General features: G+C 59.8%; 17 protein-coding genes, 1 tRNA gene, 2 rRNA genes and 1 pseudogene. 7 read left to right on the forward strand and 14 right to left on the reverse strand.

Annotation, left to right across the window (positions count from 1 at the left end):
• The first annotated feature begins 104 nt into the window (after nt 1-104).
• The 4 genes from WI754_RS05055 (at nt 105) to WI754_RS05070 (ending at nt 4,037) form a co-directional block, all read left to right on the forward strand.
• Nucleotides 105-2,911: ribosomal RNA gene (locus tag WI754_RS05055) — 23S ribosomal RNA — on the forward strand.
• A gap of 214 nt (nt 2,912-3,125) precedes the next feature.
• A 5S ribosomal RNA gene (gene rrf, locus WI754_RS05060) occupies nt 3,126-3,240 on the forward strand.
• Between the two features lie 311 nt (nt 3,241-3,551).
• Nucleotides 3,552-3,628: transfer RNA gene (locus tag WI754_RS05065), tRNA-Met, on the forward strand.
• Nucleotides 3,629-3,803: 175 nt separating this feature from the next.
• A complete protein-coding gene (locus WI754_RS05070) occupies nt 3,804-4,037 on the forward strand; it encodes a DUF6429 family protein (RefSeq protein ID WP_349436564.1) in 234 nt (77 codons plus the stop codon).
• Here the strand turns inward: WI754_RS05070 and WI754_RS05075 are convergent.
• From WI754_RS05075 to WI754_RS05125, 11 genes and pseudogenes are all read right to left on the reverse strand, one after another.
• Nucleotides 4,018-4,215: pseudogene (locus tag WI754_RS05075) on the reverse strand (transposase domain-containing protein); the annotation flags it as partial. The gene WI754_RS05070 and the pseudogene WI754_RS05075 sit on opposite strands and share 20 nt — an antisense overlap.
• 119 nt (nt 4,216-4,334) lie before the next feature.
• The gene (locus WI754_RS05080; RefSeq protein ID WP_349436565.1) at nt 4,335-5,237 is read right to left on the reverse strand and encodes a homocysteine S-methyltransferase family protein; all 903 of its coding nucleotides are present in this window, start codon (nt 5,235-5,237) and stop codon (nt 4,335-4,337) included.
• A gap of 37 nt (nt 5,238-5,274) precedes the next feature.
• Nucleotides 5,275-5,718: an Lrp/AsnC family transcriptional regulator gene (locus WI754_RS05085; protein WP_349436566.1), complete on the reverse strand. Its 444-nt coding sequence runs from the start codon at nt 5,716-5,718 to the stop codon at nt 5,275-5,277.
• On the reverse strand, nt 5,715-6,524 hold the full coding sequence (locus WI754_RS05090) for a phosphotransferase (protein WP_349436567.1): 810 nt from the start codon (nt 6,522-6,524) through the stop codon (nt 5,715-5,717). Before WI754_RS05090 ends, WI754_RS05085 begins: the two co-directional genes overlap by 4 nt.
• A gap of 158 nt (nt 6,525-6,682) precedes the next feature.
• Nucleotides 6,683-7,966 (reverse strand): aminotransferase class I/II-fold pyridoxal phosphate-dependent enzyme, encoded by a 1,284-nt coding sequence (locus WI754_RS05095; protein WP_349436568.1) that lies wholly within the window; start codon nt 7,964-7,966, stop codon nt 6,683-6,685.
• 138 nt (nt 7,967-8,104) lie between these two features.
• Nucleotides 8,105-8,794, reverse strand: coding sequence for an ABC transporter permease (locus WI754_RS05100; protein WP_349436569.1), 690 nt, complete (start codon nt 8,792-8,794; stop codon nt 8,105-8,107).
• A gap of 9 nt (nt 8,795-8,803) precedes the next feature.
• The gene (locus WI754_RS05105) at nt 8,804-9,526 is read right to left on the reverse strand and encodes an ABC transporter permease subunit (RefSeq protein ID WP_349436570.1); all 723 of its coding nucleotides are present in this window, start codon (nt 9,524-9,526) and stop codon (nt 8,804-8,806) included.
• 173 nt (nt 9,527-9,699) lie between these two features.
• Nucleotides 9,700-10,470: a transporter substrate-binding domain-containing protein gene (locus tag WI754_RS05110; protein ID WP_349436571.1), complete on the reverse strand. Its 771-nt coding sequence runs from the start codon at nt 10,468-10,470 to the stop codon at nt 9,700-9,702.
• Nucleotides 10,471-10,515: 45 nt separating this feature from the next.
• Nucleotides 10,516-11,292 (reverse strand): ABC transporter ATP-binding protein, encoded by a 777-nt coding sequence (locus WI754_RS05115; protein WP_349436572.1) that lies wholly within the window; start codon nt 11,290-11,292, stop codon nt 10,516-10,518.
• 137 nt (nt 11,293-11,429) lie between these two features.
• Entirely contained in the window at nt 11,430-12,839 is a 1,410-nt protein-coding gene (locus WI754_RS05120; RefSeq protein ID WP_349436573.1) for an aldehyde dehydrogenase family protein, read from the reverse strand.
• Entirely contained in the window at nt 12,839-13,897 is a 1,059-nt protein-coding gene (locus WI754_RS05125; protein ID WP_349436574.1) for a homoserine dehydrogenase, read from the reverse strand. Before WI754_RS05125 ends, WI754_RS05120 begins: the two co-directional genes overlap by 1 nt.
• Nucleotides 13,898-14,179: 282 nt before the next feature.
• Between WI754_RS05125 and WI754_RS05130 the strand changes: the two genes are divergently transcribed.
• The gene (locus tag WI754_RS05130) at nt 14,180-14,650 is read left to right on the forward strand and encodes an Lrp/AsnC family transcriptional regulator (RefSeq protein WP_349436575.1); all 471 of its coding nucleotides are present in this window, start codon (nt 14,180-14,182) and stop codon (nt 14,648-14,650) included.
• 74 nt (nt 14,651-14,724) lie between these two features.
• Here WI754_RS05130 and WI754_RS05135 read toward each other — a convergent pair whose 3' ends face one another.
• The 3 genes from WI754_RS05135 to WI754_RS05145 form a co-directional block, all read right to left on the reverse strand.
• Nucleotides 14,725-16,716 carry an adenylate/guanylate cyclase domain-containing protein gene (locus WI754_RS05135; protein ID WP_349436576.1) on the reverse strand — a complete coding sequence of 664 codons (1,992 nt, stop codon included), beginning with the start codon at nt 16,714-16,716 and terminating at the stop codon, nt 14,725-14,727.
• Nucleotides 16,716-20,309: a FecR domain-containing protein gene (locus tag WI754_RS05140; protein ID WP_349437733.1), complete on the reverse strand. Its 3,594-nt coding sequence runs from the start codon at nt 20,307-20,309 to the stop codon at nt 16,716-16,718. Before WI754_RS05140 ends, WI754_RS05135 begins: the two co-directional genes overlap by 1 nt.
• 135 nt (nt 20,310-20,444) lie before the next feature.
• Nucleotides 20,445-20,636 carry a hypothetical protein gene (locus tag WI754_RS05145; protein ID WP_349436577.1) on the reverse strand — a complete coding sequence of 64 codons (192 nt, stop codon included), beginning with the start codon at nt 20,634-20,636 and terminating at the stop codon, nt 20,445-20,447.
• Between the two features lie 324 nt (nt 20,637-20,960).
• On the opposite strand from WI754_RS05145, the gene kdpF reads away from it, so the two are divergent.
• A complete protein-coding gene (gene kdpF, locus WI754_RS05150; RefSeq protein ID WP_037129477.1) occupies nt 20,961-21,050 on the forward strand; it encodes a K(+)-transporting ATPase subunit F in 90 nt (29 codons plus the stop codon).
• A 26-nt stretch (nt 21,051-21,076) separates the two neighbouring features.
• Nucleotides 21,077-22,780 (forward strand): potassium-transporting ATPase subunit KdpA, encoded by a 1,704-nt coding sequence (gene kdpA, locus WI754_RS05155; protein ID WP_349436579.1) that lies wholly within the window; start codon nt 21,077-21,079, stop codon nt 22,778-22,780.
• Nucleotides 22,781-22,945: the final 165 nt, after the last annotated feature.

Raw genomic sequence — 22,945 nt, forward strand, 5'->3', positions numbered from 1 at the left:
ACACTGAGAAGTGTCCGTATGGCCAGGTTTGGAACCCCTTCGAGCGCAAGCGAGAAGGATAGGAATTCCAAACCCAACTAAGGATGAGCATTGGCAATGAGAACGATCAAGTGAAATAAGGGCAATTGGTGGATGCCTTGGCATGCACAGGCGATGAAGGACGTGATACGCTGCGATAAGCCGTGGGGAGCTGCGAATGAGCTTTGATCCATGGATTTCCGAATGGGGAAACCCACCTTAAATGCTTAGAAAATCCAAACTGTTCGCAAGGACGGCTTGGGTTTCTAAGCATTGTGATAAGGTATCTTACCTTCGAATACATAGGGGTAAGAAGCGAACGCAGGGAACTGAAACATCTAAGTACCTGCAGGAAAGGACATCAACCGAGACTCCGCAAGTAGTGGCGAGCGAACGCGGACCAGGCCAGTGGCAATGAGGAATAAAGTGGAACGGAATGGAAAGTCCGGCCGTAGCGGGTGATAGCCCCGTACATGTAGAACACTCATTGTCCTTGAGTAAGGCGGGACACGTGAAATCCTGTTTGAAATTGGGGGGACCACCCTCCAAGCCTAAGTACTCGTGCATGACCGATAGCGAACAAGTACCGTGAGGGAAAGGTGAAAAGCACCCCGACAAGGGGAGTGAAATAGAACCTGAAACCGGTTGCCTACAAACAGTCGGAGCCCGCAAGGGTGACGGCGTACCTTTTGTATAATGGGTCAACGACTTAGTGTGACGAGCAAGCTTAAGCCGATAGGTGAAGGCGCAGCGAAAGCGAGTCTGAACAGGGCGTTCAGTTCGTCGCATTAGACCCGAAACCGAGTGATCTAGCCATGAGCAGGTTGAAGGTTGGGTAACACCAACTGGAGGACCGAACCCGCATCTGTTGCAATAGATTGGGATGACTTGTGGCTAGGGGTGAAAGGCCAATCAAACTCGGAAATAGCTGGTTCTCCGCGAAAACTATTTAGGTAGTGCGTCGACCGAATACCCTCGGGGGTAGAGCACTGGATGGGCTATGGGGACTCACCGTCTTACTGATCCTAACCAAACTCCGAATACCGAGGAGTACTAGTCGGCAGACACACGGCGGGTGCTAACGTCCGTCGTGAAGAGGGCAACAACCCTGACCTCCAGCTAAGGTCCCCAAGTCATGGCTAAGTGGGAAAGGATGTGAGGATCCCAAAACAACCAGGATGTTGGCTTAGAAGCAGCCATCATTTAAAGAAAGCGTAACAGCTCACTGGTCTAAATAAGGGTCTTTGCGCCGAAAATGTAACGGGGCTAAAGCCATGCACCGAAGCTGAGGATAGCGACAACCTTTTAGGTTGCGCTGTGGTAGCGGAGCGTTCCGTAAGCCTGTGAAGGGAGACCCGTGAGGGCTCCTGGAGGTATCGGAAGTGCGAATGTTGACATGAGTAACGATAAAGGGAGTGAGAGACTCCCTCGCCGAAAGACCAAGGGTTCCTGCTTAAAGTTAATCTGAGCAGGGTTAGCCGGCCCCTAAGATGAGGCAGAAATGCGTAGTCGATGGGAACCACGTTAATATTCGTGGGCCTGGTGGTAGTGACGGATTGCACAAGTTGTTCAACCTTATTGGATTGGTTGGGCAGCGGAGCGGTTCCAGGAAATAGCTCCACCGTATAGACCGTACCCGAAACCGACACAGGTGGTCAGGTAGAGTATACCAAGGCGCTTGAGAGAACTATGCTGAAGGAACTCGGCAAATTGCACGCGTAACTTCGGAAGAAGCGTGACCCCACTGCACGCAAGTGTGTTGGGGTGGCACAGACCAGGGGGTAGCGACTGTTTATCAAAAACACAGGGCTCTGCGAAGTTGCAAAACGACGTATAGGGTCTGACGCCTGCCCGGTGCTGGAAGGTTAAGAGGAGAGGTGCAAGCTTTGAATCGAAGCCCCAGTAAACGGCGGCCGTAACTATAACGGTCCTAAGGTAGCGAAATTCCTTGTCGGGTAAGTTCCGACCTGCACGAATGGCGTAACGACTTCCCCGCTGTCTCCAGCATAGACTCAGTGAAATTGAATTCCCCGTGAAGATGCGGGGTTCCTGCGGTCAGACGGAAAGACCCCGTGCACCTTTACTATAGCTTTACACTGGCATTCGTGTCGGCATGTGTAGGATAGGTGGTAGGCTTTGAAGCGGGGACGCCAGTTCTCGTGGAGCCATCCTTGAAATACCACCCTTATCGTCATGGATGTCTAACCGCGGTCCGTTATCCGGATCCGGGACAGTGTATGGTGGGTAGTTTGACTGGGGCGGTCGCCTCCGAAAGAGTAACGGAGGCGCGCGATGGTGGGCTCAGACCGGTCGGAAATCGGTCGTCGAGTGCAATGGCATAAGCCCGCCTGACTGCGAGACTGACAAGTCGAGCAGAGACGAAAGTCGGTCATAGTGATCCGGTGGTCCCGTGTGGAAGGGCCATCGCTCAACGGATAAAAGGTACGCCGGGGATAACAGGCTGATGACCCCCAAGAGTCCATATCGACGGGGTTGTTTGGCACCTCGATGTCGGCTCATCGCATCCTGGGGCTGGAGCAGGTCCCAAGGGTTTGGCTGTTCGCCAATTAAAGCGGTACGTGAGCTGGGTTCAGAACGTCGTGAGACAGTTCGGTCCCTATCTGCCGTGGGTGTAGGAATATTGACAGGATCTGTCCCTAGTACGAGAGGACCGGGATGGACATATCTCTGGTGGACCTGTTGTGGCGCCAGCCGCATAGCAGGGTAGCTATATATGGAATGGATAACCGCTGAAGGCATCTAAGCGGGAAACCAACCTGAAAACGAGTATTCCCTTGAGAACCGTGGAAGACTACCACGTTGATAGGCCGGGTGTGGAAGTGCAGCAATGCATGAAGCTTACCGGTACTAATCGTTCGATTGGCTTGATTGTTCTCATTGCCGATGTTCATCAAAGATGAACATCTTCTCTTCTGTCCTGACGCGCTAGTCGCGCTCCGGACGGCCGCTTGGCCTTGCGGAGCTGCGCTCCGAAGTGCCTCAAGCAGCCTGAAAAAAAAGACGTGTTCAAAAATGAAGTCTCAGACTTCAACCAGCTTCTCATTTGGTTTTGCGCTGTCGCCAGCGCAATTCTTGCCCTTTGCCGACCTGGTGGTTATTGCGGGGTGGCTGCACCCGTTCCCATTCCGAACACGGCCGTGAAACGCCCCTGCGCCGATGGTACTTCGTCTTAAGACGCGGGAGAGTAGGTCGCTGCCAGGTCTGCAAAAGGCAAGAAACAAACCAAATCATGCGCCGCATGCCGTAAGGATCGCGATAAGCCGCATGATCAACAAAAACTATCTTCTCTTCATCCTCCGGCTCAGCCGAAACATCCGGGCCGCCCTCAAGCGGCCTTTTTGCTTCGATAATATACGCCGGGAAAACAATGAAATGGCTGCCGTACCGCTCAGACGCAGCAGCCCCCCGCCGAACCGCAGAAGGCAAAGCCTTCGACGACCGGCAAACAACAGAATCCCGGCTGCAACTGCAGTCCAAGACAGACATTTTGCCAAAGGCAAATTATCCGATACCGCGGGGTGGAGCAGCCCGGTAGCTCGTCAGGCTCATAACCTGAAGGCCGCAGGTTCAAATCCTGCCCCCGCAACCAAATCAAAAACCCGCCCACGTGGCGGGTTTTTGCGTTCGGGAGCCGGTTCAGGACGGAACATCTCCGAGTAGGCGTCGAGCTCTTTTCGGTTCTGCCCCGTGGCCAGCAAACGTAAGCATGCGGCGTAGACCGCAGTCTGCGAGATTTCCAATTTTGAGCGTGCTATTCTTGTTTCATGGATATCGACGAGGACAAGATCGACGATGTGGTGCTGGCGCTGTTGTGGCTGACGCGTCATGACGGGTACCGGGCGTGGAAAGGTTTTGACTGGGCCACGACGGATCGCTTGTTCAAGAAGGGGATGATCGATGACCCGGTGAACAAGTCGAAGTCGTTGATCTTGACGGATGAAGGCCTGCAGCGCTCAGAGCAGCTCTTTCAAGAACTGTTTACGCGGCTGCCGCGATAGCGGCTTTTTCGGCCTTCCAAGTCCAAGGCAACAGCTCGTCGATCCTGTTCGCTGGATGGTCTGCGATACGGGCAAGAACGTCGGCAAGCCAGGCCTGCGGATCGACATGGTTCATTTTTGCTGTGACAATCAAACTGTACATGGCGGCGGCCCACTGACCACCGCGGTCGGAACCGGCAACCTGAAGGGTTGCAAAATTAGGCTCACGCCTCATTTAACAACGATCGCGGGCCAAAATCAAAGAACCGCGCCAAATGCACGTCCGCACCTTACGTGTCGGCCACATGAAGCGAGATTCTACCCGTTCAGGATATGCGCGAGCTTGTGAATATGCCTTGCGCCAATACCGCAGCAGCCGCCGACCATCGTGGCGCCCGCCTTGACCCAGTCGCAGGCGAATCGCGCATAGCTGTCGCCGGTCAGGTCATCGCGCGTGCCATGCAGGGTTTCGTTTGCTGCACCCTCGCTCTCCGCGGCTTCGAATGCGTTGGCATAGACGCCGATTTCGATAGTCTTACCCTGTTGGCGAAACACGCAGAATGCGGTTTCAACCGCTCTCGCCATGACTTCGGGTCGGCTGCAATTGAACAGAAGCGCCTGCGCGCCTGAACCGGCCGCCCAGAGGGCAGCTGCCGCAACGGTTTCGCCGGATCGCAGCCTTGGTTCATCAAGGGAAACAGCGCTGTCCTCCAGCGTGAAGGAGATCCAGAACGGCTTGCCGGTCGCGGCAACGGCGGTGCGCACCGCATCGCCTTCCGCGATCAGGCTCAGCGTTTCGCCCAACCAGACATCGACGTGAGGGGCCAATCCCTCGACGAGGTGGCTGAGATAGTCTTGCACGCGTGTGGGGTCGAAGCGTTCTGGCTCGTAGGAGCCGAAAATCGGCGGCAGCGAACCGGCAACCAGAACCTTGCGGTCGGCCTGTGCATCGGCGGCCTCGCGTGCAAGCTTTCCTGCCAACGCGATCAGCGCGGCTCCCTGTGAGTGAAAGCGCTCTTCGCCGATGTGGAACGGCACCAGCGCGTAGCTGTTGGTGGTGATGACATCCGCGCCGGCGTCGATGAAGTCCGCGTGGACCTGCCGGACGATATCCGGGGTTTTCATCAGCGCAAGGGCGGACCACTCCGGTTGCCGCAACTCGGCGCCAAGGCGGATCAGTTCCCGGCTCATTCCGCCGTCAAGGATACGTGTTTTGCTCATCAAGTGACAACTCCAATCGTCCATCGGGATATTTCGGTCAGCGTTGGATCATCGATGACAGCGCGAATGCCGTCAGCGTGTCCCGTACGCCAGGTAATGCGGAAATCTCTTGCCAGACCTGCCGGATGCGGTCGGCTTCGCTCGCCTCAACACGCACGACCAGATCGAATTCGCCGCTCATCACGTCGCAGGACACGACCTCGCGAATGCGCCGCAGCGCGTGGATGACGTCGCCACCGCGCATCCGGTCGTGCCGGTAGACGAACATCATTGCGGCGATCGTCGATGCCGCAGGACGGCCATCGCCGGCGACGATCGTGTATCCTTGAATGAGCCCATCGCGCTCAAGGCGATCGATGCGTTGACGGATCGCGTTGCGGGAAAGATTGACTTTCGCGGCCAATTCCGCGTGCGGTATGCGCGCGTTCCTGGTCAGTTCCGCGAGAATGCGTTCGTCGGCGCGGTCGAGGATACGTTTCACGCGACACCGGCGACGATGGGTTCGGAAAGTGACAGGCGTTGGACCGACAGAAACGCATTCAGCGCACGACCCCGAAGGTCGGTATTGTCTTTTGACTCGGCTAGAAGCCTTGCAGCGGCGGCAAGGACGAAGGCGGGCAAGGCCTGCCGTTCGCTGTCCTCCAGCGCGCGAACGCCGCCGTAGCCGGCAAGAATTGCCTCGGCGCGCGCCAAATCGAGTGCTCCGTCCTGAAGCATGGTCCAGGAAACCAGCACCGCGGCCAGTTCAGCGGCCAGCACATCATCGTGACGAAGCCTGAAATTGATGATGCCGTTGACTGTATCGCCGAGGAAGAACACGTTGTCGGGCGAAAGCGCCCCATGGATCGGTCCCTTGGGCAGGCTTCCCTTGGCGCGGCCGCAAGAGCGCATCAGCGTTCGATGGATCTGTGCGACGTGCCGCCCGAGATCAGCGCATTTCGCCGGGCTTGCGCAGGCGCACGGCGAGCCCTCGACAAAACTGACGACCGCAACCAGTTTTCCGGAGGCCCGCATCGTTGCCTGGCCCTCCAGCGTGCGCAAGGTTTTCGGGCAGGGAATGCCGGCTGCCGACAGCGTTTCCATCGTCAGGAACGCGCGCTCGAGATCGAAAGCCTCGGCGCCGTTTTCGAACAGCGTGACGATAAATTCGCCGCGCTGCGAGCGAAACAGGTATGTGGTCTCGGTATCGCCGTCGGCAAGGCCGATCACCGAGGTCAGCGGGCTCATGCCGTAGGCGGCGGCAATCTCGTCGCGGTCGTTGTCGGAAAGATCGGTGAATACGGCCATGATGAGTGCTCTTCAGTCGCCCTGAGGAGTGGCGTTGGACCGCCGGTGCCCGGCGCCCACTGCGTCATCGGTTTTCCCCGCGTGAGGGAAGTTCGGCGCCATGCCCCGGATATCCGCCCTGGTTCTCTCGACGGGCATTGCCCGCTGTCCGGAAAGCATCATGGGTTCAGCGCCTGATCCAGATCCTCGATAAGGTCGTCGACCGATTCGAGGCCGATGGAAAGCCGGAACACGCCGTCTCCGGCGAAGGCCCGGTAGTCCGCCAGTTGCGCCCCTTGAAGGCGATAGGTGGAGTTCATCATTTCGGCGGTATCGAGAAGAACGACGATGCTGCGCTGGTGGCCGAGGGAAAAGGCGTAGTGCGCGACCCGCAGCTTGCTGGCGAGTTGGATCGCCAACGTCTGCGGATCCTCGGTCTGGAACGTCAGCATCCCGCCGAAGACGTCCATCTGGCGTTTCGCCAGATCGTGCTGCGGGTGGGTTTTCAGTCCGGGATAGGTGACCGACCTGACACTGGGGTGATCGCTGAGGAAGCGGGCGATCCGCAGGGCGGAATCGGACATGGTCCGCAGTCGTGGAAACAGCGTGTCGATACCGCGCATGACCAGCCAGGCATTCTGTGCCGACAGTGACGCGCCAAGATAGACGCCGGCGCGCGAGCGAATTTTCTCGACCAGGTCTTTGCAACCGCAAACGACACCGCCGAGCGCATCGCCGTGGCCGTTGATGAACTTGGTCAGCGAATGAATGACCAGATCGACGCCGAGCGCCAGCGGCCGGGTTGCGACCGGCGTGGCAAGGGTGGAATCGACAGAAACCAGGGCGCCGTGGCGATGTGCCAGCGTCGCCACCGCGGTAAGATCCGTCAGCCGCAGGATCGGATTGCAGGGGCTTTCACAATGGACAAGCCGCGTGTTGGGCCGGAAGGCCGCCGCGAGTTCGTCGACACGCGACATGTTCACGGCAGTCACCTCGATGCCGTAGTCCGGCAATATTCGCCGCGCGAGTTCGTTGGCGCCGGCGTAGCAGACGTCGCTGACGATCAGGTGATCGCCTTTCTTGAGAAGGGTCAGAAAGGTGGCGGCAATCGCTGCGACACCGGTTGCGGTGGCCAGCGCATCGTCGGCGTCTTCGAGTGCCGCCATGCGCTGCTCAAGCTGTCGAACGGTCGGATTGGTCCAGCGCGCATAGAGAAAGGGGAGCGCCGTCAGGTCCGAAACGCCATCGGCCGAAAAGGCGCCGTCACCGGGCAGCAGCACGTTGTTGACCGACATCGAGATGTTGGGGGCGATGGCCTTCGTCGCGGGATCGATGACCAGACCGCCATCGAGCGCCAATGTTTCGCGACGCAGGGCATGGCTGCCTCCGGACGATGGGCGCAGAGGCATCGCAACGCTTCGGCCATCCGTTGCCGCGAAGAAGGGCGATACACTCGAGGACATGGAAGACCCTTTCTTGAAAAATGCAGCGAGGTACGGATACTAGTCCGGTCTGCATGTTTGTGACCGCTCAATCGGCCGGAATATGCCGATAAGCGGCGTCTGATGGGCCTGTTGCGCGCCGGCGCGGTGAGACTCAAGTTACCGGCGCGCCGGAACTTGCGCCTCGACCAGCTTGAAGGCGCGGGTGATGAGAAGCGTCAGGAAGACGTAAAAGACAGTGACGACCATCAGCGGCTCGTAGACCAGTAGCGTGTCCTGCCTGACCTTGTACGCCACCGCATAGAGGTCCATCACGGTCACGGTGAATGCGAGCGGCGTTGCCTTTAGCTGCAGCACGACCTCGCCGGCAATCGTCGGCAGTGCAATGCGGATGGCGCGCGGCAACCAGATCCGCCTGAGCAGAGTCCAGGAGGACATGCCGAAGGATCGGCCCGCTTCGAGCTCACCCTTGGGGACAGCCAGAAGCGCACCGCGCAGTACCTCTGCTTCGTAGGCAGCATAATTGAGGGTGAAACTCAGCGCCGCGAAGAAGAAGCCTTCGCGCACGATTGGCCAGAGGAAGCTGCCGCGCAGGCCCGGAACGAGCGGCAGCAGCGACCCGATGCCGTAATAGAGCAGCCACAACTGGATCAAAAGCGGCGTTCCGCGCAGGCTGGTGCAATAGCCCCGGGCAAGCCATTTGAGCCAGCGCGGGCCGCTGATCTGCGCCAATGCGAGGCCGATCGCCAGGATGAAGCCGAAGCCGACGGAAATGACCAGGAGGAGCACGGTCTGGACTGCGCCTGCTGCAAGCAGCGGCCAGTAGGAGAAGATCCACGAGAAGTTCATCGGCCTGTCCTATGCGGTTTTCGGTTGCCCGCGCCTGAAGCGGCTCTCCAGCAGGCCGAAAACGACGTTGGAGAGCAGCGTGATGACGAGATAGAGGGCGGCGGCGGCGAGGAAGAACAGAAAGTAGTGCTTGGTGTTGCCGGCTGCGAGCCGCGTTGCGAGCGCCAGTTCCTGATAGCCGACAACCGCGATCAGTGCGCTGTCCTTGGTGACGGACATCCAGAGATTGGCAAGGCCGGGAAGAGCATTCGGCATCAAAGCCGGCAGCACGATGCGGCGAAACCGCAGAAATGGCCGCATTCCAAACGCACTGGCCGCCTCGATCTGCCCGATCGGAATAGCGAGGATCGCGCCGCGTAGAACCTCCGTCATATAGGCACCTTGGACGATACCGAGCACCGCAACGGCCGCGACGAAACCGTTTATCTCGATGGTTGGGAGGCCAAGCGCCAGCAGAATGCGGTTCAGGCCGTCAGTGCCGGCATAGTAGAGGCCGATGATCAGGATCAATTCGGGAATGGCGCGGACCGCTGTCGTATAGATATCGAGAACGAAAAGAACCGGTCGGTTGCCCTTCAACTTGCCGATTGCCCCGCCGAGACCGATCAGCATGCCGACAAGATAGGCTCCCAGCGATATCATGACCGTCGAAAGTGCTCCGCTGAGAAGGACACCACCCCATCCCGGCGGGTAGGGCGAAAGCAGTTCCAGCATGGATTGGGTGGATGACATTGGAAAAATCTACCTTGATTTGCCGTTCGGGGGCGCAAGCCGCGGAGGACCTGCCCAGGGGTCCCGACGGCAAGCCTCGCCGTGTCGCGTCAATCACGCGCGGTCCGCCGCTCCGGCCACACGGTCGGGAAACGAACGGCGCATGATGAAGCTGCATGCGCCGTGTCCGTCAATCATTCGCCATACGGATCGAAGTCGAAGTATTTCTTGGAGATTTCGACGTATTTGCCATTCGCCCTGATGGCGGCGATGGCTGCATTGAGCTTTTCAAGCAGGGCTTGCTCGTCCTTGCGCAGCCCGCCGCCAATGCCCGACCCCAGAATTGCCGGGTCGTCCTTCACATTGCCCCTGTCCTCGCAGCAGTCCTTGCCGAAATCGGATTTCAGGAATTCCGACAACGGAATGGAATCGCCGAAGACATAGTCGATCCGGCCGGCGGAAAGGTCCTGAAACGCTTCATCCAGCGTCGTGTAGGTGTTTTCCGATGCCTTGTCGGCGAAATATTTCTTGTAGTAATCGGACTGGATGGTCGAAACCTGGATGCCGATGGTCTTGCCGGCGACATCGTCAGGCGAGACGCCGGTCGTGCCGTCCTTGGCGCCAATCATCTTGCTCGGCGTGTTGTAGTATTTGTTGGTGAAGTCGATGGTCTTCTTGCGCTCATCGGTGATCGACATCGACGACCAGATGACATCGAATTTTTTCGCCTCTAGACCGGGGATGAGACCGTCCCAGGACATGTCGACGATGGAGCAGGTCTCCTTCATCTCGGCGCAGACGGCATCCATCAGATCAATTTCCCAACCGACCCACTTGCCGGAGGCGTCCTTGGTAAAGAAGGGCGGATAGGCCTCGTTCATGATGCCGAAGCGGACTTCGGCATTCGCTGTGCCGCTCGAAACCGCAAGCGCGGCTCCCGTCAGCAGGATAGACAACAATTTCATGCAATTCCCCTTTTTGAGTTTGTCGGAATGGATGCGGGTGGATGATCAACTGTTGAGGGCGCCCGTGAATTCGCGGCAGCGGGCGCTGATCGGCGCACCGAAGACCTGAGCCGGCGGTCCTTCCTCTTCGACGCGCCCCTGGTGCAGGAACATCACGTGATTGGAGACGTCGCGGGCAAACTTCATCTCGTGGGTGACGAGCAGCATCGTCCGCCCCTCGTCCGCCAGGTCGCGGATGACCTTGAGCACTTCGCCGACAAGCTCCGGATCGAGCGCGGAGGTGGGTTCGTCGAACAGCATCACCGCGGGATCGACACACAGGGCACGCGCGATCGATGCGCGTTGCTGCTGGCCGCCCGACATGAATGCCGGATAGGCGTGGCGCTTCTCGTAAAGCCCGACCTTGGCAAGCAGCCCTTCGGCCCGCTCGATCGCTTCCTTGCGGTTCATTCGAAGGACGTGGACGGGGGCCTCGATGACATTTTCGAGCACGGTCATGTGGGGCCAGAGATTGAAACTCTGGAACACCATGGCAAGACCGGTCCGGATTCGTTCGATCTGCCGCCAACTGGCCGGATACGCCCGCCCGCCATGGCTGTTCATCAAGACGTCTTCGCCGTTGATGACGAAGCGACCGCGATCCGGGATTTCGAGAAAGTTGATACACCGAAGGAAGGTGCTCTTTCCGGAGCCCGACGATCCGATGAGCGAGATGACATCGCCCTTCTGTGCCGATAACGATATGCCTTTGAGGACTTCGTGGATCCCGTAGCTCTTGTGAACATCGTCCACGAGCAAGGCGGGAGGAGCCGTTTTCGTCATTCCTCTGGTTCCCCATTGCATTTTTTATGGTTGTTTGGTCGGATAGTATCGTCTTCGTGCGCGGTATTTCCGCGCAGTGGCCGTATCTTGTGCGGAGTTGGCGCGCAAGGACCTTCACGGCGCGGAAAGTCGGCGGGTCAAGTCCGGGTGATGCAGACGACCTTCGGCTGGGTCATGTCCTCGTAGGCAAAACGCACACCCTCTCGGCCCATGCTGCCATATTTGAAACCACCGAACGGCATGGCGTCGAAACGGTAATCGGAGGAGTCGTTGATCATCACGCCGCCCGCTTCTATGGCCGCCGCAGCCTGCAATGCGTCGCCGATATTGTTGGTGAAGATGCCGGCATGCAGGCTGTATTCCGGATCATTGGCCATTGCGATCGCGTCACTGAGCCCGTCGAAGGGCTGCAGCATGACCACGGGCGCGAAGACTTCCTCCTTCCACAGTTTGCATGTCTGCGGCACGCCTTCGAGCACAGTCGGCTGATAGACGGTTCCTTCCCGGCGATGCCCGCACAGAAGCGTCGCGCCGACAGCGATGGCGTCGTTGACCATCAATTCTGCCCGTTCGGCGGCCCGCTGCGAAATCATCGGGCCGACATCGGTATCCTCCTGGTCCGGATTGCCGGCGAGCAGCTTTCGTGTGCCGGCCACGAAGGCCTCGCGGAAGCGTTCATAGAGCGGCGCCTGGACGAGGATACGCTGCGTACCGATGCAATTCTGGCCGGCCGCCCAATATGCGCCCGAGACGCAGGCCTCGACGGCCTGTGCGAAATCGCAATCCGACATGACGACGACCGGTGCGTTGCCGCCGAGATCCATGGCGAGTTTTTTCAAACCCGCCGTCTTCGCGATTGCTTCTCCGGTCGCAAAGCCGCCGGTGAACGACACCATGCGGACATCCCGCGCAGAGATGATCGCCCTGCCGAGATCGGCGCCGCCGATGGCGATCGTGACGATCTCCTCCGGCAATCCGGCCTCGACCAGCGTGTCGACCAGGCGGATCGCCGAAAGCGGGGTCAGTTCGGATGGTTTCAACAGGACAGCGTTACCGCCGGCAATCGCCGGGCCGAGTTTGTGGGCAACGAGATTGAGCGGATCGTTGTAGGGGGTAATCGCCGCGATGATGCCGAGCGGCTCGCGCGTGAACCAGCCAAGTCTCGCCTCGGAACCGGCATAGGCGTCGAACGGGATGACCTCGCCGGAATTTCGTTTTGCTTCCTCGGCAGAGAGTTTCAGCGTATTGACACAACGCGACGTCTCCTTGCGGGCCTGAACGATCGTTTTGCCGGCTTCCTGGACGATCAGCCGGGCGAATTCCTCCCGCCGGTTCTCGATCGCCTGTGCCGCCTTTTCGAGGATCTTTGCGCGCTGATGTCTGGGCAGGGCGCGGGACAATGCAGCGCCGGCTTTTGCACGCGCCATGAGCACACCAATTTGGCCGGCATCCGTGCTTTCAACACTGCCGACCGCTGTTCCGTCAAAGGGATTGCGAACAGTGATCTGCTCGTTCATCTCGGCGATATGGAGTTTTGCAGCGGTCATCATGCAGCGTCCTTCTTATCGACACCAAAACGGGCCTGATGGATGGCAATGATGTCGGAAAGGAGCGCGTAGGCGGTCTCGATCCTGCCGGCACCGGGTCCAGTCACCGTCACGGCGCCCAGAAGGCCGGTCTTGAACGAGACGGCGTTGATCGCTCCGCCGACACCGGCGAGCGGATGATCGAGCGGCAGGCGCCGGGGAGCAACACGGGCTTCGATACGGCCGTCTTCGGCAAGGGATGCCGAGCCGATCAGCTTCCAGCGGTAGCCTTCCTGGGCAGTTTCGATATTTGCTGCAGTCAGGCCCGAAATGCCCTGGCAGGCGACGTCCTTCGGCGTCAGCTTGCCGCCGAGCAGCTCGTTGGCGAGAATGACGACCTTCAGCCGGACATCGTGACCCTCGACATCGGCAGTCGGGTCCGCTTCCGCATAACCAAGGCTCTGCGCTTCCTTGACGGCATCGGCGAAGCCGAGCCCACCTTCCATGCGGCCAAGCACGAAGTTCGAGGTGCCGTTCAAAATTCCCTCGAAGCCATGGACACCGGCTCCGGCAAGCGTCTTTTGTGCCATGCGAATGACCGGCGTGCCGCTCATGACGGCGCCTTCATATTCGAACATGACGCCATTGCGCGCAGCCAGAGCCTTCAGCTCGGCGGATGCCAGAGCGACGGGACCCTTGTTGGTGGTGACGACGTGCTTGCCGCTCTCGAGCGCCCACCGGCAATGGGATACGGCCGGTTCGCCGTCGCTGGGGTTTGTGAAGGTCGCCTCGACGACAATGTCTGCCGGAGCATGCTTGATCGCCGTTTCATTGTCGGCCTCGGCGCCGCCGCCGGACAGTTGCCCAAACCCACCCTTTACGAATTTGGTTTCAACGAGCATGCGCGCGTCGATGCCGTTCGGAGAGATGACGGAGCCGAGATGGAGATCGGTCACCGCAACGATATTCAGCCGCAATCCAAGTTCGGCGTCCCAGCGATCATTGCTGTCAGCGACCAGTTGGGCCAATGCACGGTTGACGCCGCCGAAACCGATAAGCGCGATATTGTACTGTCTCATGCCATTTCCTCTCTTGAGCGATACGGTGAATGGTGAACGACGACAGGGGTGCGTGAAAGCGTGCTAAATGACCAAAGAATTGGTCATTCTGCATACTCGATGACGAAACGTCCGTGGCGTATGAAATTGCGCGAGCGGCGCGGACACGAGGCGCGTCGGGACCGATTTTTGACGATTCACCGCAGTGATCTAGTATAGGCTGCGGCAAATCACTCCAGCGCCGCGGGTCTTTCAGACGCGCCGCGGGCGCTGGGGCACGGTGTAGTCGAGGGCGAGGAGCAGATGACGGAACCACTGGATCAATTCGACCGAAACATCCTCGAGATCGTGCAACGCGATTGTCAGATCAAGGCGGAGGCGGTCGGGGAGATGATCGGCCTTTCGGCGTCCGCCGTTCAGCGCCGCCTGAAGCGGATGCGCGAGGAAGGAATTATTTCAGCGGAAATCGCTCTGGTCGATCGAAAGGTTGCCGGAAATCCGATGACGTTCATCGCGGGAATGGAGATCGAGCGCGAAAACTACGATGCGCTTTCAAAATTCCGCACCTGGGTCGACAAGCAAGACCATATCCAGCAGGTCTATTACGTGACCGGTTCCGTCGATCTTGTTGCCATCATTACGGCACAGGACGTTGGCCAATATGATGAAATCACCGCACAGATCATGTCGCAGAATCCGCAGATCAAGCGAATCCACACCAATGTCGTCCTCAAAGACATAAAGTTGGGCATGTTTGTTCCGATGCAGTCCTAAGGACACATCGAGCAAGCCGGCGTCGGGCGAGCGAGATCGATCTCATCGGGACGAGTCAGGCGGCGACCTGCTGGTCAGGTGAGACGCGATCGCAGCAGACGGTAGTAGCCGCCAAGCTGCGGGATCTCCCGCTCGAGTTGATCAAGAGCCGAATCCTGCGCCTGCAGCGTTCCGGCGTATTTGGCGGCAAGCAGCTGCTTGTGGTTCGCCAGAGCCTGCGGCGCGGGTGTGGGTTGCAGGATCGTGAAGATCGGCGACAGCGCGGTGCGGCCCTTGACGGTGATGCTGTCGAGTTCGGCGCTGGTGAAATCTGCCGCGCTCAACTTGGCCGTCTGCTCGCCGATCAGCAGCGGCACGCCGTAATTCTTCGATTCGCCTTCGAGCCGCGAGGCGAGATTGACGGCATCGCCGAGCACCGAATAGTCGAAGCGGCGCGACGAGCCCATATTGCCGACGACGCAGTCGCCGGTGTTGATGCCGATGCCGATCCTCAGCATATGCGGCTTGCTGCGATCGCCTTCCGCTTCCCGGCGCAGCTCGGCATTGAGCGTCTCGATCGCCTCCAGCATGCGCAGCGCAGCACCTACCGCATGGCTGGCATGGTCCGGATCGTCGAGCGGCGCGTTCCAGAAGGCCATCAGGCAGTCGCCGATATATTTGTCGATCGTGCCGCCGCTTTCGAGCACGATTTCCGAAAGCGGCGTGAGCAGCCTGTTGATCAGGGCCGTTAGCTGCTCGGGATCGTCTTTCAACGTTTCGGAAATCGTGGTGAAGCCGCGCACGTCGCAGAAAAGAATGGTCAACGACCGCCGCTCGCCGCCGAGTTTCAGCTGTGACGGATCGTTGGCAAGGCGCTCGACCAGCGCCGGGGAAAGGTAACGCGAAAAGGCGCGTGTGATGTCCCGGCGGCTGCGCCGCTCCGCGGCATAATCGAGCCCGGTCTGACCTGCGGCGACGCAGAAATAGGACAACACCGGGCCGACCGGCGACACGAAAACGTGGCCCAGCCTGAGCAGCGCGTAGCTCGCAACCGCAAGAAGGAGCACGACCAAAAGGCTGAGTATGGCCGTCAGCCAACCGGTCGAACGAAAGACCATGGTGGCCGCCAGCAAGGCACCAAAGGCAATCGCGGCAATCACGATCGGCCGCCCGGCCCTTTCGATGAACAGGCCTCCGGTTATATTGTCGAAGATCGTTGCCTGGATTTCGGCGCCGGAGACCAACTGGCCGGTATGCACCGTGAATGGCGTCGCAAATGCATCCGCGCCACCGGCCTGCAGGGTCGGTGCGTTCTGCAGGCTGAGCCCGACGATGACGACGCGGTCGCGAAAGAATCCCTCCGGCAGGAATTGGCCGGGGTCGAGCGCCTGGTAATAGGATGCGGTCGGATAGGTTCGCGCCGGCCCGAACATCTGGAGCAGTGCCGGTCCAGACCGCGCCTCTTCCTGTCGTCCGGCGGTCCGTGCAAGTTGCGTTGCAAAGCCGTCCGCATAGGCTGGAACCTGCCGCAACGTACCGTCGCCGCTCAACTGCACCGATGCGATCCCGGTCTTTGCGCCGCGTTCGACAAGCTGAGCCAGCGGTTCTGTTCGCACGAATTGATCGGCCTGTGGCGTCTCGATCAGCGTCTCGTCGCCCGCGAGAACGACATCCGGACCCGCCGCCGCAGCAAGGGCGGCATCGTTTTCCGGCGCGACTGAGGCCTCGGCAAAGATGATATCGACGCCGATGGCTTTCGCCCCGGCCCCGCGCAGCGCTTCGATCAGCCGGGCGTGCAGGCCGCGCGGCCAGGGCCACTGGCTGCCGATTTCTGCCATGGACGGCTCGTCGATCGCGACGATCACCGGCCCGTCCTTTGGCAGCGGTGGTGGTGCGAAGGTCGAGAGATAGTCGAAGCTGCGCAGTTCGACGAGCGAGAAGGGGGAGGTCAGCGAGGCGAAGGAGAGAACGACGACTGTGAGGGCTGCGAGCAGGCCAAGCCGGTTGCGCCGTCGCCGAATGCGCCGAGCGGCTGTTTCGGTCGAAGGGCCGCCTGTGTGCCGGCTAAGTGCTTTAAGTACCGGCATCAGAAACGCACTTTCACCGTTCCCTTGAAGGTCGGTCCCCAACCGGGAATGGCGTACGCGATATCAAAATCCTCATCCAGCAGGTTGAAGGCGGCGAGATCGACCTCGATGCGTTTGTCGAAGGACTCCCATTTTACGCCAGCGTCAAGTGTCCAGTAGTCTTCAAGGCGGGTCCCGGAATTGTCGAGGCGCTCGCCGGTATAGTTCGCAGCAAGCGTTGCGCGGATATTGTTGGTGTTAACCCAGGTAAGTGCAATGCGGCCCGCCGTATCCGGAACGAACGGCAAGGCACCATCGAACGTGTCGCCGACGACGGCGCCGTGGCCGCTGGACTCGTTGGCTGCGATGGTGGCCGAAAGCCCGAAGCCGTGGCCGAGCCAAAGGTTTGCCGTCAAGCTGGCCCGGTCCAGCCGTCCCTCATCGATAGCGATTGTATCAACCGTGTAGGGCAATGTCGTTGTAATGGAATCGAATTCCTGGTGCTGGACATCGACGGACGTGAAGAAGCGATCGGTCCATTCGGCGTCCCAGCGAAACGCGAAGGTATCGACCTTGCCGTCCAGTGCGAGATCGAGCTGGTTTGATTGGATGCCGAGCACACCGACCGGAGCGAGCGTGGGTGTGTCCGAGGCAGCGCCCTCGCGCAAATACGCGGCTCTCAGCCATTGCCCTTCGAAAGGGCTCCAGGCGAGACCGACATGCGGCTCCAGCCTTTCGATCTTGCTGTCGCCGTTCTCAAGGTAGGTGGCAAACAGTGCCGCCTCGGCCTTGAATGAAGGCGTTATTTCGGCAAGCACGGAGGCATAGGCCCTGCCGAGAGGCGACGTCTCGTTGGACGTCGTGTCGATAAATGTGACTGGAGGCGAGATGTCGATCGTTGTCTCATGCGACTTCTGTTTCAGCGTCCCACCTTCCAACCCGTAGCGAAAGGTCAGGTCGCCGTCTCCATAGATATGGCCAATGGCAGCAACAATGCTGGTTTCTTCGCCCTCCGTGTTTTCCTCGGTCAGGGGAATTCCAAACAGGGCGCCATTGTCCTGAACATGCGCTTCGCTGGCCGAATAGAAGAGACCGGCATTGACGATATTCTGGTAGGCAATGGTGTGGCTCCAACCGGCGCCTATATTCAGGCCGCTTGCGGATACATCCAAGGCGCGGTCGGCCGCCAGGGGAAACGGAACTGGTGGCACCGTCGTTAAGATGCTTGTATCGCGCGAAAGATCGGCACGTGCATATTCGGTATAGAAGACGAACCGGTCGTCAGGCGTCGGCGTTGCCGTCAGATAGCCGGTACCGCCGAGAAGGTCCGTCTCGTTTGAAAAATTGCCGGTGATATCGTCGAGCGCACGGCCCTGCGGGGTGGTTTCCCATTGCAGCGTGCCGTAGACGCTTATGGGAAAGAGTGCATTGCCGAAACCGCGAAGCTCTGCCTCGCCGATATATCCGAGTTTACCGTCGCCTGAGATCAGGCCACCGCCGATGGAGGCTTCCATAAATGGTCTCTGGACGAGATTGGCGGTCCGATCGCGGCTGGCGAGCATATGGGGCTCGATCAGCAGCCCTTGAATGTACGACGAGAACGACGTGTCGTTGAAGCTGTTTTCGATGGTTCTGCCGTCATAGCTGTCTTCGCTGGTGAACGGATTGACACTGCCGCGCACCGCCTGGTCGATATAGCTCGACCCCGTAAAGGCGTCGAACACGACGTCGCCGTAATATTGCCCCCAGGCATCGAGGCCCTGCAGGCGAAAAGCGTCGTTGAGCGTCGAACCCGCATACTGGTTGGCGCCGAGCGGTGCATAGTCGCCACCCCGAGCACGCGTCCGGCGCATGATCTCCTGCGCATTGCGGATCGCGGCATCGGAATCATATTCATCGATGGCGATCGCGGTGCGAACGACCGGTATGAGCGGATCGTGGGGATCCAGCCGCTCGGCATTGTCGAGCGCCTGGGCCGCAGGCAGACGATCGCCCTTTTCATAGTGAGCGGCGGCCAGCAGCAATTGTGCCGGGGAATAGCCCGGATTGGCGGTCGAGCCCGCGAGCAGGTCCTCCACCGCCTTTTCCATCTCGCCGGTCTGCAGATAGTAAAGGCCGCGGGCCACCAAGGCGATGTCGAAGGACGGATCGACCTTCATCGCTTCGTCTATCTCGCGTTTGGCTTCCGCCATGCGCATTTCGGCAAGATAGAGGACGGCAAGATTGGCATGACCGACGGGATCGCGCGGGTCGAGCTCAATCGCTTTCTTGTAGGCGGCTTCGGCTTCCCGGTTGGCATCCCGGTCGGATTGAGCAATACCGATCGTGTTCCAGATGGTGCTGGAGCCAGGCGCGGTTTTCAGGGCGCGGTTCAGATCGTCGAGCGCGCCCTGCCGGTCGTGCAAAATGAGGAGTTTGTAGCTCGCCCGCGCTTCCAGTCCGGTCGGATCGTCCGGGTCGATTGCCAGGGCACGTTCAAACCCGCCGACAACTTCCTTTTCATCGGCGAGCAGGAGGCCGAGTTGGGCGCGTATGCCGGGCAGCGTCGGATCGTCGGGCGTGTTGCGCTCGCCTTCCTTGATGGCGGCGAGTGCTGCCGGAATGTCCTCGCGGAAACCGGCGGTCCAGGCCTTTGCCATGGCGGCATAACCGCTGTTGCCGACCTTGGGCGGTTCTTCGACGTGGTTGGGGTCGGCAAGAGACCGGGCGAAATAACCGCCATAGGCAGCGATCGCGCGGCGCTTGGCGTCGAGCCCTGGCCTGGCCTTTTCAAACAGCGTAGCTGCATCCTTATAACGGTTCTCGGAGCCGGCGATCAGTGCCTCGAGCAGATCTGCGCGCGCAAGCTGGGCGCGGCGCAGGCCCCGGAGGCGTGCCTCGTCGAGGGCCGCCTTTGCCTTCTGCTTTCCATCGAGCGCGAGATAGATTTCCGACAGGCTCAGCCAATCCTCAGCGGTGCGCGTACCGGCTTCCTCCGTCTCGATGCGGCTTCGCTCGGAGCGCATCTGCGGCACGAGCAGTGGCGTTGCCGGCATCCACTGGAAGGCGGTCCGCACTTGCAGACTGAACAGCATCTGCTCCCGGTCTTTCGGCTTGGCGATGATGATCTTCGAGGGCGCCTTGCCGATCGCGGCGACGGCGCCTTCCCCTTGACTGACCGTCACTGAACCCTGCGCATTTGACAGCTCGACCAGCCCTTCCAGCACGATCAGCGAGGTCTTACCGTCCGCACCGACCGTCATCGTCCAGTCGGTGCCGCGAATGGCGGCTGTTGCGGCAGGGGTGTCGATGGATACGCCATCGCCGCCGCGCTCGGCGCGGGCCCAGATCGTGCCGGACTGCAGCTCAAGCCCGGTATCTCCGCTGCCGCCCATCTGCTTGACGAGAAGTGACGTATTGCGGCCGAGACGGACCTGGGTGCGGTCGGAAAACAGGACGGCCAGCTGGCCGGTGGCGTTGGTGCGCAGCACGTCGCCGGTGAGCAGGTCCTGCTGCAGGTCGACATAGCGCCAGCTGGAGACATCGACGAAACGCACTTCCTCGCCGGATTTGCGGGCAATGACCGACCCCGCGGCGGGAAGCGGGCGCGGCAAAGGGTCAGCCTGCGCCGGCATGGCGAGACAGAGCGCTCCCAACGCATACCCAACGCCCGTGGATGCGTATTTCATGCAAATTCCCCAACATTGCACAGATGATCACTGGAATTGACCACGCAAAAAGTCAAGCCGGGCGGGCGTTTTCGCTTTGCATTACAGCAGGTGTGTAGAAATGGAGAAACGCAATACAACATTGGCGAGTATTCCCGGCGGTATGTATAGGAGGAAGAATGCGGTTGCAGCTTTTGGAAGACGTTCACGAGTTGCGAAGTATTCACCTTGCATCAAGGCACAAGGCGCTTTTCTGCCGCCGGGTGAAAATCGCGTCTTGACGGTCACATCCATCGTCCAGTTCGCCGCCTGATCAAAACTCCCCAAAATTCCTATGAGATTTTTATTTCTCAGCCCAGCAGCCTGTCTCGAACCCTTATGCGGTTCGGCACCATAGTGAGCGTGGAATTCAGGCCCCGGATCTTGTGCTGAGCACGGTCTGACGGGGCCTCTTTCGCGTCACCTCCCCCTTTGAAGAAGAGGGAAACATGAAATTCAACAAAAGGAGCCTGGGTCGATGATGGATATTGTCTTGATCGGGATCGGCGTTTTGTTTTTCGCACTGTCGTTTGCCTACACCAATGCCTGCGACCGTCTTTAATTCGAAGGATCAGAAAAATGTTTGTCGACTATGTGCTCGGAGCCGGCGTGACCGTGTTTCTCCTCGCCTATCTGACCTACGCCCTCATTCGCCCTGAGCGCTTCTAAACGCCCGGGTTTTGAAAGTTATTCCTATGACACTCAACGGATGGATCCAGATCCTCATCTTCTGCGGGATCGTCATTTTGCTCGTCAAGCCGCTCGGTGCCTATATGACGCGCGTTTTCCACGGCGAGCGCATGCTCTTGTCGCCGCTCTTCGTGCCGATCGAACGCGTCCTTTATCGGCTCTCCGGAACCAGCGAAAAGGAAGAGCAGCATTGGACGAGCTACGCCTTCGCCCTCCTGCTGTTCAATCTCGCCGGCTTCTTCATTCTTTATCTGCTGCAGCGTTTTCAAGGCTCGCTGCCGTTCAATCCTGCCGGCATGACGGCCGTCGGCCCTGAGCTTTCGTTCAACACCGCCGCCAGCTTCATGACCAACACCAACTGGCAGAACTACGGCGGCGAAAGCACGATGTCCTATCTCGTGCAGATGGTTGGTTTTACGGTGCAGAACTTTGCCTCGGCCGCGACCGGTATTGCCATCGCCGTCGCGCTCATTCGCGGTTTTGCGCGGGCCTCTGGCAAGTCGATCGGCAATTTCTGGGTCGATATGACCCGAACCACGCTCTACATTCTGCTCCCCGCCTGTATCATCCTGACCCTTGTCTACGTCTATCTCGGTGTTCCCCAGACCTTGGGCGCCTATGTGACGGCCACGACGATCGAGGGTGCGCAGCAGACGATCGCACTTGGTCCGGTCGCCTCGCAGTTGGCCATCAAGATGCTTGGCACGAATGGCGGCGGCTTCTTCAATGCCAACTCGGCGCATCCGTTCGAAAATCCGGATGCGATCTCCAACCTCATCCAGATGGTGACGATCTTCGCCATCGGCGGGGGCCTTACCAACGTCTTCGGCCGCATGGTCGGCAACCAGCGCCAGGGCTGGGCGATCTTCGCGACGATGGGCGTGCTCTTCGTCGTCGGTGTCGTTGTCACCTATTGGGCTGAAGCCGCGGGCAATCCGCTGGTGCATGCCATGGGCCTCGAAGGCGGCAACATGGAAGGCAAGGAAGTCCGCTTCGGCATCGCGCTGTCGTCGCTGTTTGCGGTCATCACCACAGCTGCCTCCTGCGGTGCGGTCAATGCCATGCATGGCTCGTTCACGGCGCTGGGCGGCCTCATTCCGCTGATCAACATGGAACTCGGCGAAGTCATCGTCGGCGGTGTCGGCGCCGGCTTCTACGGTATCCTGCTGTTCGTCGTTCTCGCTGTCTTCGTCGCGGGCCTGATGGTCGGTCGTACGCCGGAATATCTCGGCAAGAAGATCGAGGCCAAGGAGGTCAAGATGGCCGTTCTTGCCATCCTCTGCCTGCCGACGGCCATGCTGATCTTTACCGCGATCGCCGTGATCCTGCCAACAGGCGTCGCTTCGATCGGAAATCCCGGGCCGCACGGCTTCTCGGAAATCCTCTATGCCTATACCTCGGCTGCCGCCAACAACGGCTCGGCCTTCGGCGGGCTCACCGGTAACACGCCCTGGTACAACATCACGATCGGCATCGCCATGCTGATGGGCCGCTTCCTGGTGATCATCCCGGCGCTCGCCATCGCAGGCTCGCTGGTGACGAAGAAGACGGTTCCCGCCTCGGCCGGCACCTTCCCGACCGACGGTTCGCTGTTCGTCGGTCTGCTCTGCGGCGTCATCCTGATTGTCGGCGGTCTCACCTTCTTCCCGGCGCTTGCGCTCGGTCCGATCGTCGAGCACCTGGCGATGATCGCCGGGCAGACATTCTAGGCCGATGATCGTGGCTCGCCCCTTAATGACGTTCGGAAAGCTCCTTCACCCTCGCGACGGCGACCCGCCGCGAGGGGCTCCCGGAATGCCGGCTACCGATATTGTGCTGGCGATCATGCTGTCCTCTTGGTGGCGACCAGTCTCGCCCTTGCCTTCACCGAATTG

Source organism: Pararhizobium sp. A13 (assembly GCF_040126305.1).
Lineage (GTDB): Bacteria > Pseudomonadota > Alphaproteobacteria > Rhizobiales > Rhizobiaceae > Pararhizobium.

Bases quoted from the DNA above. Each gene is read 5' to 3' on its own strand.
- WI754_RS05135 (WP_349436576.1), bottom strand. From the start codon at position 16,716: ATGCCGGTACTTAAAGCACTTAGCCGGCACACAGGCGGCCCTTCGACC.
- WI754_RS05115 (WP_349436572.1), bottom strand. From the start codon at position 11,292: ATGACGAAAACGGCTCCTCCCGCCTTGCTCGTGGACGATGTTCACAAG.
- WI754_RS05095 (WP_349436568.1), bottom strand. From the start codon at position 7,966: ATGTCCTCGAGTGTATCGCCCTTCTTCGCGGCAACGGATGGCCGAAGC.
- WI754_RS05140 (WP_349437733.1), bottom strand. From the start codon at position 20,309: ATGCCGGCGCAGGCTGACCCTTTGCCGCGCCCGCTTCCCGCCGCGGGG.
- WI754_RS05070 (WP_349436564.1), top strand. From the start codon at position 3,804: ATGGATATCGACGAGGACAAGATCGACGATGTGGTGCTGGCGCTGTTG.
- kdpA (WP_349436579.1), top strand. From the start codon at position 21,077: ATGACACTCAACGGATGGATCCAGATCCTCATCTTCTGCGGGATCGTC.
- WI754_RS05125 (WP_349436574.1), bottom strand. From the start codon at position 13,897: ATGAGACAGTACAATATCGCGCTTATCGGTTTCGGCGGCGTCAACCGT.
- WI754_RS05080 (WP_349436565.1), bottom strand. From the start codon at position 5,237: ATGAGCAAAACACGTATCCTTGACGGCGGAATGAGCCGGGAACTGATC.
- WI754_RS05105 (WP_349436570.1), bottom strand. From the start codon at position 9,526: ATGTCATCCACCCAATCCATGCTGGAACTGCTTTCGCCCTACCCGCCG.
- WI754_RS05120 (WP_349436573.1), bottom strand. From the start codon at position 12,839: ATGACCGCTGCAAAACTCCATATCGCCGAGATGAACGAGCAGATCACT.
- kdpF (WP_037129477.1), top strand. From the start codon at position 20,961: ATGTTTGTCGACTATGTGCTCGGAGCCGGCGTGACCGTGTTTCTCCTC.
- WI754_RS05090 (WP_349436567.1), bottom strand. From the start codon at position 6,524: ATGGCCGTATTCACCGATCTTTCCGACAACGACCGCGACGAGATTGCC.
- WI754_RS05130 (WP_349436575.1), top strand. From the start codon at position 14,180: ATGACGGAACCACTGGATCAATTCGACCGAAACATCCTCGAGATCGTG.
- WI754_RS05145 (WP_349436577.1), bottom strand. From the start codon at position 20,636: ATGGATGTGACCGTCAAGACGCGATTTTCACCCGGCGGCAGAAAAGCG.
- WI754_RS05100 (WP_349436569.1), bottom strand. From the start codon at position 8,794: ATGAACTTCTCGTGGATCTTCTCCTACTGGCCGCTGCTTGCAGCAGGC.
- WI754_RS05110 (WP_349436571.1), bottom strand. From the start codon at position 10,470: ATGAAATTGTTGTCTATCCTGCTGACGGGAGCCGCGCTTGCGGTTTCG.